Genomic DNA, 13,156 nt, shown 5'->3' with positions numbered 1-13,156 from the left:
GTCGGGCATGCTTATGGCTGTTCATCTGGTTGGGTGTCCTGAGCGGATTGGGTGTTTGGCGACTTCCAGTCTCTCAAACCCAATCCGGATGAACACCGGATACAACCTATTGAAACTTCACATCTAGTCCGCTGACCGTTGCGGGGGCAGCGCAGGATTTGTGGCAGCGCCAGCGACGCATGCACGCACCTGCTTCCCGTTGAACCCCCAGACATTACAGCCTGCGGGCACCTTCTCACCATGGAGAACTGCTGTGCGTCGTGCTCTGCAATCCTCTGGGCGGATTATCCGGGATCAGCCTGCGCGTCCCCAACCGGACACGACAGTGGCGGCACCTCGCCTTTTCAGCGGGAGCTGGCCCATAATCGCGCGCACGTGCCTGACGGCGGCAGATGCGTTTTCCCGCTCCAGAACAGTGCAGCGCAGCCGGTCCGTCCGCCCATCCCACGAAAACTCCATGAATCCTGAAGCCCACAACATCTGGCGCGCACCGCGCTGGGCCCTCGCCGTCCTGCTGGCGCTGCTGGGCATGCTGGGGCCCTTTTCCATCGACACCTACATCCCCGCGTTCTCGGGCATCGCGGCAGCATTGGGCGCGTCGCCGGTGGAAATGCAGCAAACGCTGTCGGCTTACCTGTTCGGGTTCGCCTTCATGACGCTGTTCCACGGCGCACTGTCGGACAGTTTCGGCCGCAGGCCTGTGGTGCTGTGGGGCATTGCCATCTTCACGCTGGCATCCGCGGGTTGCGCGCTTTCAGAGAGCATTGGGCAACTGGTGGTCTTTCGGGCGTTACAGGGGCTTTCCGCAGGCGCTGGCATCGTGGTGTCTCGCGCTGTCATCCGCGACATGTTCCCACCGGCCCAGGCACAACAGGTGATGAGCCAGGTCACCATCTACTTCGGCGTGGCGCCAGCCATCGCGCCCATCATCGGAGGGTGGTTGTTCGTGCACGCCGGGTGGCACAGCGTGTTCTGGTTCTTGACGGGCATCGGCGGCGCGCTGTGGCTCGCCAACTACCGCCTGCTGCCGGAAACCCTGCATGCCGACCAGCGCCAGCCCTTCAATGCGCGCCATCTGTTGCGCGGCTACTGGGAATTGGGTTCAAGTCCCCGCTTTCTGCTTCTGGCCCTGGCCAGCGGCGTGCCTTTCAACGGCATGTTCCTGTACGTATTGGCTGCACCGGCTTTTCTAGGGGATCACCTGGGGCTCGCGCCGACCCATTTCTTCTGGTTCTTCATCCTCACCATCTCCGGAATCATGGGTGGCGCGTGGCTCAGCGGGCGGCTGGCGGGGCGCATCGCTCCGAAGCAGCAGATCCGCCACGGTTTTTTGATCATGTTTTCGATGTCCATCGTGAACCTGCTGGCCAACGGGCTCTTCACCGCGCATGTGTCGTGGGCACTGATACCGATTGCCGTGTTTGCCTTCGGCTGGGCACTGATGGTGCCGGTGGTCACGCTGCTGGTGCTCGACCTGCATCCTGAACGAAGGGGCATGGCGTCTTCACTGCAGGCCTTCGTGGGATCGACGGCCAACGGGCTCGTGGCAGGCGTGATCGCCCCCCTGGTCATGCATTCGACGCTGTGGCTTGCGGGCGCCTCGTTGGGAATGATGTGCGTGGGCCTTGTGGCTTGGGTCTATCTCCACCACCGTTGGCCGGATGTCGGCCGCACCGCCACCACAGGCTGAGCGCTGGCCACATTGCGCGGCAGTTCGCTCAATCGCCGCGACGGCAGTCCGTATCACGCGCCTGGTAGTAGCGCATCTTTTCGGCATACATGGCCTGGTCCGCCCGGTTCACCGCTGCCTCCAACTGATCCCCTGAGGCAGCACTGGAAACCCCCATGGACAGGCTGAGCGGCCTGCCAGGGTAGAACTGATTGTTCAGGTCCAGCAGTGAGTTGATGCGCTCCATGAGCGAATGGGCCCCACGCTCATCGGTGGCAGGCATCAGTACCGTGAACTCGTCGCCACCGATGCGTGCCGCACAAGCGGGTGCATCGACGGCTTTGGCCAACACTTCGCCGACACGGCGCAACATGGCGTCGCCGGCCGCGTGGCCTTCATCGTCATTGATGGCCTTCAGCCCATTCATGTCGATCACCAGAACGGCAACGGGCCACGGGCCTTTACGCGTGAGCCGGTTCAACTCCTCGACATAAAACGCTCGGTTGCGAAGCTGGGTGAGCACATCGTGCTTGCCCAGATATTCCAGATAAGCCTCGGCTTTCTTGCGCGCGGTGATGTCCACAAGCGACAGCAGGACCACGCCCCAGTCGTGGGCATGCTCAGCCAGGATGGCGAACTGCATGTGAATATTCACCGCCTCACCGGAAAGGGAGTAGTTCACCACTTCGCGCTGCTGCAAGAGCCTTCCGTCCCAAAGGTCCAGCAGCTGCTCCGCAAAGGACTCCTGCATTTCGCCGCGGAACACCTTGCCGATGTGGTGCAGCAGCATTTCCTTGGAGTCGGCCCCGAACATCGACAGGGTTTCCCGATTGACATCGATCACCCGGATCTCATGCATGCACCGCACCACGAATTCAGGATGGACTTTCAGGAAGGTCTTGAAATCGCGAATGCCCTGAGACCTCACCTCGTCCAGCAGCCGCTTGACAGCGCTGAAGTCCTCGACCCAGAGCGACACCGGTGAATTTTCGAAGAGGCCGCGTGCATAAAGCTCGCTCTCTTGCAGCGCATGACGGGCTTGGAGCTGTTCGGTGTTGTCTTCCAAAGACACGAGAACACGGCTCCAATCATGCTCATGCCCGGGAAGGATGCGCCCCCGCAGTTGCACGTCGAGCCGCCGGCCATTGAGCGCGTAGTTCACCGCCTGGTTGGAAAACTCCGTGGCGCCGGACCACAGTTGCTGCATTTCAGGCAATGCCTGCTCGTGCATATCGTCGCGGAACACCTGACCGAGCGAAGCCTCCAGCGTGGCCTGGTCCGGCGCAGCGAAGAGGTTCAGCGTGCGCTGGTTCACTTTGAGTATCTTCAGAGACTCGCCGTACTGCCGCAGGCACGACGGGTTCTGCCGAACATGCTCTGTGATGTCCTGCACACCCTCGCCGCGCCATTGGTCAAACAATTGCTTGAGTGCGCTGTAGTCCTCCAGCCAGAGCGAGACGGGAGCGATGTCGAACATATGCTCGAAATCGGCACCCGAGGACAAAGAAGACGGCATGTGAAACCTCCAATCCGAGCCGGTGATTGTCAGGCACGCGCCGCCAGTCCTTTTTCCATACTGCGGGCCCGCCAACAAAAAAAGCCAACCCGCAAGGGTTGGCTTTCATGTCAGCCGCAGCGGGCGATCAGATCAGCGTGCAGGACGTGCTGGGCGCTTGCGTGCATCGTGGGGCACGAACGGCTTGCCACCGCCAGCGCCGGGCTTGGCGAATGCAGGCTTGCGAGGTGCAAAGTCGCCACGGGGTGCAAAGTCGCCACGGGGAGCGCCACCGCCTTCGTTGCGACCGCCACCGAAGCCATTGCCACGGGCAGGTTCGCCAAAGCCTGGCTTGCGGCCATAGCTGTCGCCGTCACGACGGGGGCCATTGCTGCCAAAGCCACGCTGCTCATCACGCGGAGCTCCATGGCCGCCGGCACCTTGGTAACCGCCACCAGCAGCGCGGGGAGCGGGAGCACCGCGTCCACCGAAGCCGCTGCGGTCGTTGCCGGCGAAACCGCCACCGAAACCACCACGGCCTGCGCCTGCTGGCTTGCGATCGCGCGAGAACCCATCACCACGGTTCTCGTAGCCACCCTGGCGGCCACGGCCACCGAATTCAGGCCGCGCCTGCGATGCACGTTGTTGCGGCTCCAGGCCAGGAACCACTTCCGACTTGAACTGCTGCTTGCTGTAGCCTTCGATGTCGAAAATCTTGCGGCGATCGCGGAACTCGGCGAACGTCACCGCCAGGCCATCACGACCTGCACGGCCGGTACGACCAATGCGGTGGGTGTAATCCTCAGCCTTCATCGGCAGGCCGTAGTTGAAGACGTGGGTGATAGTGGGCACATCGATGCCGCGGGCAGCCACATCAGTGGCCACCAACACCTGCACCTGGCCGCTGCGCAGCGCCATCAGACGGCGATTGCGCAGGCCCTGGCTCAGAGCACCGTGCAACGCGACGGCAGAAAAGCCTTCTTGCTGCAGATCGTTGGCGAGGCCGTCGCATTCCACTTGCGTGCTGGCAAAAACGATCGCCTGGTTGATCGTGGTGTCACGCAGCCAGTGATCCAGCAGCTTGCGCTTGTGCTGGGCGTTGTCCGCCCAGAACAGCACCTGCTTGATGTTGGCATGCTTTTCTTGTGGCGAGTCGATCTGGATCTTCTTCACCGAAGCGCCGTTATCGTGCATGACACGCATGGCCAGTTGCTGAATGCGCGGTGCGAATGTGGCACTGAACATCATGGTCTGCTGGCGCTGTGCGGTCAGTTGGTTCAACTCGGCCAGGTCATCGGAGAAACCGAGGTCGAGCATGCGATCGGCTTCGTCCACCACCAGGAACTGCACTTGATCGAGCTTGATCTGCATCGAACGCTGCAGGTCAAGCAGTCGGCCTGGCGTGGCCACCACGAGGTTGGCGTTCTGCAGCTTGGCGATCTGGAGCTGGTAAGGAATGCCACCCACCACATTGGCGACACGCAGGCCACGGCAATGCTTCACCAGTTCGATGGCGTCGTGAGCCACTTGCTGGGCCAGTTCGCGGGTGGGGCACACGATCAGAGCGCCGGGTGCTGCAGCCTTGAAGTTGCGAGGATTGGTAGGGTCTTTGCGCTTATTGCGCTTGGGAGCCGGTTCGCCGCGGGCCACCGCTTCAGCAGCGGCAAGGTCGTACTCGTCGCGGGCTGCGGCTTCGGCTTCTGCCTGTTGGCGGATCAGCGTGTGCAGCACAGGCAGCAGGAACGCGGCGGTCTTGCCGCTGCCGGTCTGGCTGGAAACCATCAAATCAATGAACTGGCTGGACTCATCGCCCGAGCCCATGGCCAGAGGAATGGCACGCTCTTGAACGCTGGTAGGCTGGGTATAGCCCAGATCGGCCACGGCCTGCACCAGCTCGGGTGCCAGACCCAGGCGAACGAAGCCGTTGGGCAGGGCCGGCGCTGCGTCTTCGGCAACCAGAACGGCTTCGCCGGATTCAGCGGTTTGAATGGATTCGCCAGTCTCGATCGCTGCGGATTCCAGCGTTTCAACGGCCATGGAAGATTCAGCAGGCGCGAATTCGCCCTGCACTTGAAAAGTGTCGGTCATATTTTTCTCACACGAAAACGTCCGCGGGCGTAGCACGCGGTGGCTTCGTCAATGGTTAAAAAACATCAACCATCAAACGAAACCAGCACCAGCATGTTGCTGGGCAGGTGGGCATTAGCGCGGGATCCAAACTGAAGCATTCAGCAGGCCGCAGACCCAGTGTGTGAAGGGAGATGCACAAACTGCGCGAGATTTCCGCGCAGCCAGCGATTATTGCATGGCTGGGGTTTTCCCGCAATGCATTCCGTTGATTCCAGCGCTAAGAATCAAAGCGCCAGCAGATGGGTGCGGTAATGGGCCAATTCGTCGATGGATTCATGCACGTCGGCCAGTGCGGTGTGCCGCTGCGCTTTTTTAAAGGTGGTGTATGCCTCAGGCTTCCAGCGCTTCGCCAGTTCCTTCAGAGTGCTGACATCCAGATTTCGGTAGTGGAAAAACGCTTCCAGCTTCGGCATGTATTTCACGAGAAAGCGGCGGTCCTGCCCGATGCTGTTGCCACACATCGGCGCGGTGCCCTTGGGCACGTATCGCGAGAGGAACTGGATGATTTCCTGCTCGGCCTCGGCCTCGGTCACGGTCGATGCGCGGACCTTCTCGATCAAGCCGCTGCGGCCATGCGTTCCTTTGTTCCAGGCATCCATACCGTTCAGCAAGGCATCCGACTGATGCAGCGCAAACACCGGGCCTTCGACCCTTGGAGAAAGGCCTGGCCCTGTCACCACGACAGCAATTTCCAGGAGCCGGTCGGTTTCCGGATTCAGTCCGGTCATTTCACAGTCAAGCCAGACAAGATTCTGGTCGGATTTGGGCAGCACAGGCACAGTGGGGTTGGCGATATCGGACATGGCCGGCATTGTCGCTGATGGCCTAAACTCGCCGCACATGCCCATTCCTGCCCCACCCTCGCTGCTGACGCCCTCGACTCTGCTCACGCTGCTCTTCGCAGCATTCTTGGTGGTCGGGCTCGCACTGCGGTTCTGGCTGGCATCGCGCCAGATTCGCCATGTGGCACGGCATCGCGATGCGGTGCCCGCCGCTTTTGCGCACCGCATTTCGCTCGCCGCGCACCAGAAAGCCGCTGACTACACCATCACCAAAGCACGTTTCGGTTTGCTGGAAATGGCGCTGGGTGCTGCCGTGCTGCTGGGATGGACTTTGCTGGGTGGCCTGGATGCATTGAACCAGCGACTGTTGACCGCCCTGGGCGGAGGAATGCTCCAGCAACTCGCGCTACTGGCCGTGTTTGCGGCCATCAGCGGATTGATCGATCTGCCTGCCGCGCTCTACCAAACCTTTGTGATCGAGCAGCGGTTTGGTTTCAACAAGATGACTCCCCGCCTATGGCTTGCAGATCTCGCCAAATCCACGCTCATGGGTGCGCTCATTGGCCTGCCGATCGCGGCGATGATCCTATGGCTGATGGGCGCCGCTGGCCCGCTGTGGTGGCTCTGGGCTTGGGGAGCGTGGATGGGCTTCAACCTGTTGCTCATGGTGGTGTACCCGGTTTTTATCGCGCCGCTATTCAACAAATTTCAACCGCTCGAAGACGAGTCCCTCAAGGCCCGCGTCACGGCCCTCATGCAGCGCTGCGGCTTCGCCGCCAAAGGGCTTTTCGTGATGGATGGCAGCCGCCGCAGTGGGCATGCCAACGCCTATTTCACGGGCTTCGGTGCGGCCAAACGGGTGGTTTTCTACGACACCTTGCTGCGGCAACTGTCTCCTGGCGAGGTCGAAGCTGTGCTGGCCCATGAACTGGGCCATTTCAAGCACCGCCATATCGTCAAGCGCATCGTGAGCCTCTTCGCGCTGAGCCTGGCAGGCTTTGCGCTGCTGGGCTGGCTTTCCACACAAGGCTGGTTCTATACAGGCCTGGGCGTGCTGCCCAATCTGTCGCTTGAAGGCATCGCAGGCTCTGCTCCCAACGATGCATTGGCACTGCTGCTCTTCCTTCTCGCAGTGCCGGTGTTTACGTTTTTCATCTCCCCGTTGTTCGCACAACTGTCGCGTCGCCATGAGTTCGAGGCAGATGCCTACGCAGTGGGGCAAACCAACGGCAGCGACCTCGCCTCCGCCCTGCTCAAGCTGTATGAAGACAATGCCTCCACCCTCACGCCCGACCCGGTGTACGTGAGGTTCTACTACTCGCATCCGCCCGCCACCGAACGGCTGGCACGCATGCCCAACCCAGTTCCAACACCATGACTTCAATGCTTCCCAAAAAAGACTGGTCCACGCAAACACGACGTGCACTGACGGCCACTGAAATCGTCGCGAAACTGGCTGATCTGGAAGGCTGGAAATTGACTGGCGATGGCGCCGACGTGGCCGTCGAAAAGACTTACCGCTTCTCCAACTACTACGAGACGATCTCGTTCGTGAACGCTGTGGCTTTCATTGCGAATGCCCAGGACCATCACCCCGACCTGTCTGTGCACTACAACCGCTGCGTCGTTCGCTTGAACACGCACGATGTGAATGGCATCTCGGCGACTGACCTCGAGTGTGCATCGCACTTCGACGCCTTGCTGGCCGCATGATCGCTTCCCGAGCCCGCCATGGCTGAGCGCAGCGCCTTGTTCGACGGTTTGGTGGTCGCCAGCCATGGCCGGCACTGCCTGGTCGAGTCTCCCGACGGCCAGCGCCGCATCTGCCACCCCCGAGGCAAGAAAAGCCAGGCCGTGGTGGGAGATCATGTTCTTTGGCAGGCAGCGCCGCCCGGCCAGGGCGATGAGGGCACCATCGAGAAGGTCAAGGAACGGCGGAACCTGTTTTACCGGCAGGACGAAATACGGACCAAATCCTTTGCCGCCAATCTCGACCAAGTGCTGATCCTGATCGCTGCCGAGCCGGTGTTTTCGGAAAGCCAGCTCGCTCGCGCACTCATCGCAGCGGAAGCCGAGCAAATCACGCCCATCATTGCGTTGAACAAAAGCGATCTGATCGAGCCCTTTGCGCGGGCATGGGAACGCCTGATGCCCTATCGCCACATGGGCGGCAGCAAAGCGGACGGACATCACTATGGCGTGATGCCGCTGTCGCTGTCCGAATCGGGCGAAGTGGACAAGACAGCGCTGATGGAGCGCCTGGCTGGTAAAACCACTCTGGTTTTGGGTCCCTCGGGCGCGGGAAAGAGCACGCTGATCAACCTTCTGGTCCCAGGCGCGACCGCGCTCACGGGCGAGATTTCGCAAGCGCTCAACTCCGGCAAGCACACCACGACCACGACGACCTGGTACTGGGTCGACGAAGAGCGGCACACCGCACTGATCGACTCGCCAGGCTTTCAGGAATTTGGCTTGCACCATATCGGCCCGGCCGATCTGCCGCGCTACATGCCCGACATTGGTTTATTCGCCCAGGACTGCAAGTTCTACAACTGCACCCATCTGCACGAGCCTGGCTGCGCCGTGATGGCGCAGGTGGACGGGCTGCAAGGCGAATCGCGCTCTGGCGCAGGTTCCATCAGCGCCAATCGCTATCAAATTTATAGCAACCTGTTTGCCGAACTGAGCGAGCACAGGCACTGGTGACGCGCGTTCAGCAGCACGCGCCAGATCATTCACGGCATTCCACGTACCACGTCAGGTAATCGCCCCATGCGGGTTCATGCCGGGCTTCCAGAACTGGCGCCTCCATCCCGGGGAAAGCCTGTGCTACGCGGCGCGCGGCCTCCAGGGCATGGTCGGCATTGGTGACATAGCAGTGCACGGTGCGGGCGCCACCCCGCAGAACAATGTGGCTGCAAATACCTTGCTGGTACATCGTCGCGGCGCCGATCCAGGCATCTTCGAAATCCTGCGCCTGCTGCAGCGCGGATTTGTCATCTGCAGGAAGACTTGCCTGCACCCGCCACCCGAAGTCTGCACGGGATACCAGCGCATTGGCGCTCAGGTTGACCTGAGCCATGATGGGATCGCCGTTGGCGTCACGGCCTTCCAGCGCAGCCCAGCGTACTGGCTCTGCCGGGTAGATCGCCGAGCGGCCCAGGTTTTCCCGCCAAAAGACATCAATGCGCGCCACGCTGTCATCCAGCGATGCAGGTTGCCAATCTTCGAAGCCCGCGTCATCGCTGACCCCGTCGGCCTCGAACTCCACCACGCCGACCTTGACGGAGAAATCGTATTCGCCAAGCATGTGGTCGAGCAGGATGAACGCCATGTGACGCGCATGGTCCTGCAGATCCATGGGCACCGGCTTGGAAAACGAGAGCGCCAACGCAATGCGCCCATCGAGCTGGCCGACGCGTACCAGCAATTCATGGGTGGCCAGATCGAACCCGTCCATGCGCATCCCGAAGCCGCCGGACATCCTCTGGCGAAATGCCTCCACGCGCCATGGCAATTGTGGCGGCGCCTGGGTGGTCAACGCCTGCACATCCGCAAACCGCTCGGCACTGCCATGGGCGGTAAAAACGAGCCGCGCCCCTTCGACCGAGCCGTCCTTGCCGGCCCCTGCCACCTCTACAGTCACACCGGGCACGCAGGGCTCCAGCAAGACATTGAGTCGCTCCATGAACGGCACCGAGTCCAGCGCCTGCAATTCGGACTGCTCTGCCAAGACGGCCGACCAAAATCGCGATGCTGTGGCAGCCATCTCCTGGGTGAGTGGCTCTTGGGACAGGGATTCGGATCGGGTCATGGAAAGTTCTCTCAGAGCCTGCCTGCAGGCCATTGGACTAACGGGCAGCGTGCCGGGCCTGTGCAGCAACGGAAATAGCCCGGACCACCCGACGGTGAACCGACGCGATCAACCCAGCAGACGCGCCAGAGTAAGAAGGGCCAGCAGCAGCATCCACACCACCACCGAGCGCCAAACCAAGCCGACCACACTGCGAAGGTGGCCGACTTCCGGCTCACGGCCGGGCGTGACGTCGCTGCTCGCAGCTTCGATGTCTGCATCGAAGCCAGCAGGCGACAGCGGATCCACTTTTGCGCGCAGTGCTTCTCCGCCCAACCGCACATTGATGGCGCCGGACGTCGCGGCGAGCACTACGCCGTCGTTGTCATTCGGAAAGCGCTGGGCATGGAAACGCCAGCCATCGATGGCCTCTTCAAAGCTGCCCACCACGGCGAAGCTGAGCGCCGTCAGACGGGCGGGCAGCCAGTCGATCACGGTCCAGGATTGGGCGGAGGCGCGTTGCAGCGAAGCGCTGGCAGGGTGCGCACTGCCGGCCTTCCAATACCGAGAGACGAACTCGGCCAGCCGGTACAAGACCGCGCCCGTTGGGCCCATGCCCAACGCCGCCAGCACCGAAAAGCAAGCCAGCACACCGAAGACATGGCGGTGCGCGGCGATGACGGAATACTCGATGACGTGCCGCACGATTTCACTGCGCGGCAGTTGGCCAACGTCGACCTGCTGCCAGGCGGCGAGCCGCGCCCGCGCACTGTCCTCGTCGCGCTCTTCCAGAGCATCGCGGATGTTGGTGAAATGGTGGCTGAACTGGCGAAACCCGAGCGTGACGTACAGCACCGCAACGCTCCAAACCACGACCGCAGGCCAGCCGATCCCATAGAACAACAGCCAGTGAACCGCCAGCACGGCCAGTGAAGGAGCCAGCACTGCGAGCGCCCATGCCACCCATCCGTGATGGGATTTGCCCGCATCGAAATTTCGGCTGATCGACAATGCCCACGCGCGGACACCCGCGTGAATGGGGTTGCTGCGCGCCAGAGGGCGCGCCTGCTCGATGAGCAACGCGAACAGGATGGCAAAGAAACTCATGGTGGGCAATGATAGCGGCCCGGTTCAGCATGCGGCCGGCCATTCATGCGGAAAATAATCGCAGATCAGGCCAGCATGAACCGGTAGAAATTGCGCAGCATGCCTGCCGTCGCTCCCCAGATGAAATGGGTCTTGCCGGCCTCGTCTTCATACGGCATGGAAAACCATTCACGGGTCACGCCCTCCCACTCGAACGCGTGGCGCCGGTGGTGCGCAGGATCGAGGAGGTAGTCCAGAGGCACCTCGAAGAGATCCGCCACTTCGTAGGCATTGGGGTGGAAGGTGCACCCAGGCTGCACCAGCGCGACGACGGGCGTGATGCTGAACCCCGTACCTGTCCGGTAAGTCGCCAACTCGCCCAAGACTTCCACGTATTGCGCCTCCAGCCCCACCTCTTCCCAAGCTTCCCGCAAAGCGGTGGCTGCGGGATTCGCATCCTCCGGATCGGCACTTCCGCCAGGGAAAGCGACCTGTCCTGAGTGCGTGGACAGGTGCGTCGTGCGCTCCGTCAGCAAAACCGTGGGGCGTTCGCGCATCACGATCGGTATCAGCACGGCTGCATGCCGCAGTGGCCGTTCGGTGAAGGCACGTTCGTAAACGACTTCGGGCGTCCACGATGGTGGCGAAGTGAATCGAAGACGCAGCGCCTTGGCCGTCTGCGCGGTCGCGGGAACTGGCGGTAGATGGGAGTCCACTCCCAGCACCGGCACTTGGCGCGGATCGAACTGCGGCAGGGAGGACAGAGGTGCGATCACCGATGGCATCGCAGAAGACGGTAAGGGAGGCTGCGTCATGGATGCGGGCCCAGCAATCGGGCCACCAAAGAAAAAGCCGCTACGGCATGCGCTGTAGCGGCTTGGAGGCAGATCGCGAACTGCCTTATGCGGCGGTCGCTGCTGCTGCTGCAGGTGCCGCTGCTGGCTTGACACGCGAAGGCAGCTTTTCCTTGATACGTGCCGACTTGCCGCTGCGCTCACGCAGGTAGTACAGCTTGGCACGGCGCACGTCGCCGCGGCGCTTGACTTCGATGTTGGCGATCAGTGGGCTGTAGGTCTGGAACGTACGCTCCACGCCTTCGCCGCTGGAGATCTTGCGCACGGTGAAGCCGCTGTTCAGGCCGCGATTGCGCTTGGCAATCACAACGCCTTCGTAAGCCTGCACGCGCTTGCGGGTACCTTCCACCACATTCACGCTCACGATGACCGTGTCGCCAGGGGAGAATTCGGGAATGGTCTTGTTCAAGCGGGCGATTTCTTCCTGCTCGAGAGTCTGGATCAGATTCATGTTTGCATCCAACGATCATGTCCGCGCCAATATTGGCAAGCGTCGGGATTGACGTAGGTGCTATCGCAACGAAGGGCGAAAGCGGCCGGCCAGAGGATCGAAAAGCCCACAATTATAGCAAGTTGCCGTTTTTGACCAAAGCAGATTCGTCGGCCTTGTCCAACACCCCCTGCACGCGGGCTGCCTCGATGAGTTCCGGGCGGTGCTGGGCGGTGATGGCCAGGCGCTTATCCCTGCGCCAGCGCTCGATCTGGACATGGTGCCCCGACAGCAATGGAGCGGGAACCCGGCGTTCATTCCATTCTTCGGGGCGGGTGTAATGCGGGCAATCGAGCAGCCCGTCGAGGGCATCGTTGAAGCTGTCGAATTGGTGGCTGCCTTCGTCGTTCAACACGCCAGGCTGCAGCCGGGCTACCGCATCCAGCAAGGCCATGGCGGGTATCTCGCCGCCGGACAGCACGAAATCACCCAGGCTGAGTTGCATCTGTACATGCGCGTCTATAAATCGCTGATCGATGCCCTCATACCGGCCACACAGCAAGATCGCCCCCGCGCTACCGGACCAGCGCGTCACGCCGGCGTGGTTCAGAACCTGCCCGATCGGCGAAAACAAAACCAGCGGCGCTAAATGCCCAGCATCTTCTGACCGGTCGGCACGGATGGCCCCCAGGCATCGCGCCAGAGGCTCGGCCATCATCACCATGCCAGGTCCGCCACCGAAGGGCCGATCGTCCACCCGACGGTAATTGCCTTCGGCATAGTCGCGCGGATTCCACAGTCGCACCTCGACCTGGCCCGACGCATAGGCACGCCGGGTCACCCCGCTGGCGAGAAACGGGGCGAACAACTCAGGAAAGAGAGTGATGACGTCGAAACGCATGGCGATGGGCTGCGCC

At 61.8% G+C, this 13,156-nt stretch carries 12 protein-coding genes and 1 riboswitch; of the genes, 4 read left to right on the top strand and 8 right to left on the bottom strand.

The annotated features are described in order from the left end of the window. Positions 1–11 precede the first annotated feature (11 nt). Positions 12–249: riboswitch (cobalamin riboswitch) on the bottom strand. A gap of 208 nt (positions 250–457) precedes the next feature. Next, a complete protein-coding gene (locus AVHM3334_RS14090; protein WP_284413238.1) occupies positions 458–1,690 on the top strand; it encodes a multidrug effflux MFS transporter in 1,233 nt (410 codons plus the stop codon). A 28-nt stretch (positions 1,691–1,718) separates the two neighbouring features. Here the strand turns inward: AVHM3334_RS14090 and AVHM3334_RS14085 are convergent, their stop codons facing one another. The 3 genes from AVHM3334_RS14085 to orn form a co-directional block, all read right to left on the bottom strand. After that, positions 1,719–3,185: a sensor domain-containing diguanylate cyclase gene (locus AVHM3334_RS14085; protein WP_284413236.1), complete on the bottom strand. Its 1,467-nt coding sequence runs from the start codon at positions 3,183–3,185 to the stop codon at positions 1,719–1,721. A gap of 132 nt (positions 3,186–3,317) precedes the next feature. Further along, complete coding sequence (locus tag AVHM3334_RS14080) at positions 3,318–5,252, bottom strand: DEAD/DEAH box helicase (RefSeq protein WP_284413234.1); 1,935 nt, start codon at positions 5,250–5,252, stop codon at positions 3,318–3,320. 266 nt (positions 5,253–5,518) lie between these two features. After that, positions 5,519–6,097 (bottom strand): oligoribonuclease, encoded by a 579-nt coding sequence (gene orn, locus AVHM3334_RS14075; RefSeq protein ID WP_284413232.1) that lies wholly within the window; start codon positions 6,095–6,097, stop codon positions 5,519–5,521. A 37-nt stretch (positions 6,098–6,134) separates the two neighbouring features. On the opposite strand from orn, the gene AVHM3334_RS14070 reads away from it, so the two are divergent. The 3 genes from AVHM3334_RS14070 to rsgA are packed head-to-tail and all read left to right on the top strand — an operon-like array spanning position 6,135 to position 8,782. Next, the gene (locus tag AVHM3334_RS14070; protein WP_284413231.1) at positions 6,135–7,454 is read left to right on the top strand and encodes a M48 family metallopeptidase; all 1,320 of its coding nucleotides are present in this window, start codon (positions 6,135–6,137) and stop codon (positions 7,452–7,454) included. After that, the gene (locus AVHM3334_RS14065) at positions 7,451–7,789 is read left to right on the top strand and encodes a 4a-hydroxytetrahydrobiopterin dehydratase (RefSeq protein WP_284413229.1); all 339 of its coding nucleotides are present in this window, start codon (positions 7,451–7,453) and stop codon (positions 7,787–7,789) included. The genes AVHM3334_RS14070 and AVHM3334_RS14065 overlap by 4 nt, the downstream gene beginning before the upstream one ends. 18 nt (positions 7,790–7,807) lie before the next feature. Then, positions 7,808–8,782 (top strand): ribosome small subunit-dependent GTPase A, encoded by a 975-nt coding sequence (gene rsgA / locus AVHM3334_RS14060; RefSeq protein ID WP_284413207.1) that lies wholly within the window; start codon positions 7,808–7,810, stop codon positions 8,780–8,782. A gap of 25 nt (positions 8,783–8,807) precedes the next feature. Here the strand turns inward: rsgA and AVHM3334_RS14055 are convergent, their stop codons facing one another. From AVHM3334_RS14055 to trmD, 5 genes are all read right to left on the bottom strand, one after another. After that, entirely contained in the window at positions 8,808–9,791 is a 984-nt protein-coding gene (locus tag AVHM3334_RS14055) for a hypothetical protein (RefSeq protein WP_284413205.1), read from the bottom strand. A 207-nt stretch (positions 9,792–9,998) separates the two neighbouring features. Then, a complete protein-coding gene (locus AVHM3334_RS14050) occupies positions 9,999–10,976 on the bottom strand; it encodes a CobD/CbiB family protein (RefSeq protein ID WP_284413203.1) in 978 nt (325 codons plus the stop codon). Between the two features lie 65 nt (positions 10,977–11,041). Continuing rightward, a complete protein-coding gene (locus AVHM3334_RS14045) occupies positions 11,042–11,770 on the bottom strand; it encodes a CoA pyrophosphatase (RefSeq protein WP_284413202.1) in 729 nt (242 codons plus the stop codon). Positions 11,771–11,855: 85 nt separating this feature from the next. Then, on the bottom strand, positions 11,856–12,260 hold the full coding sequence (rplS, locus tag AVHM3334_RS14040; protein WP_284413200.1) for a 50S ribosomal protein L19: 405 nt from the start codon (positions 12,258–12,260) through the stop codon (positions 11,856–11,858). A 112-nt stretch (positions 12,261–12,372) separates the two neighbouring features. Continuing rightward, positions 12,373–13,140: a tRNA (guanosine(37)-N1)-methyltransferase TrmD gene (gene trmD / locus AVHM3334_RS14035; protein WP_284413198.1), complete on the bottom strand. Its 768-nt coding sequence runs from the start codon at positions 13,138–13,140 to the stop codon at positions 12,373–12,375. Between the last annotated feature and the right edge of the window lie 16 nt (positions 13,141–13,156).

Origin of the sequence: Acidovorax sp. SUPP3334 (genome assembly GCF_030159055.1) — a bacterium.
Classification (GTDB): Bacteria; Pseudomonadota; Gammaproteobacteria; order Burkholderiales; family Burkholderiaceae_C; genus Paracidovorax.
This window is presented reverse-complemented; position numbering and strand designations above follow the sequence as displayed.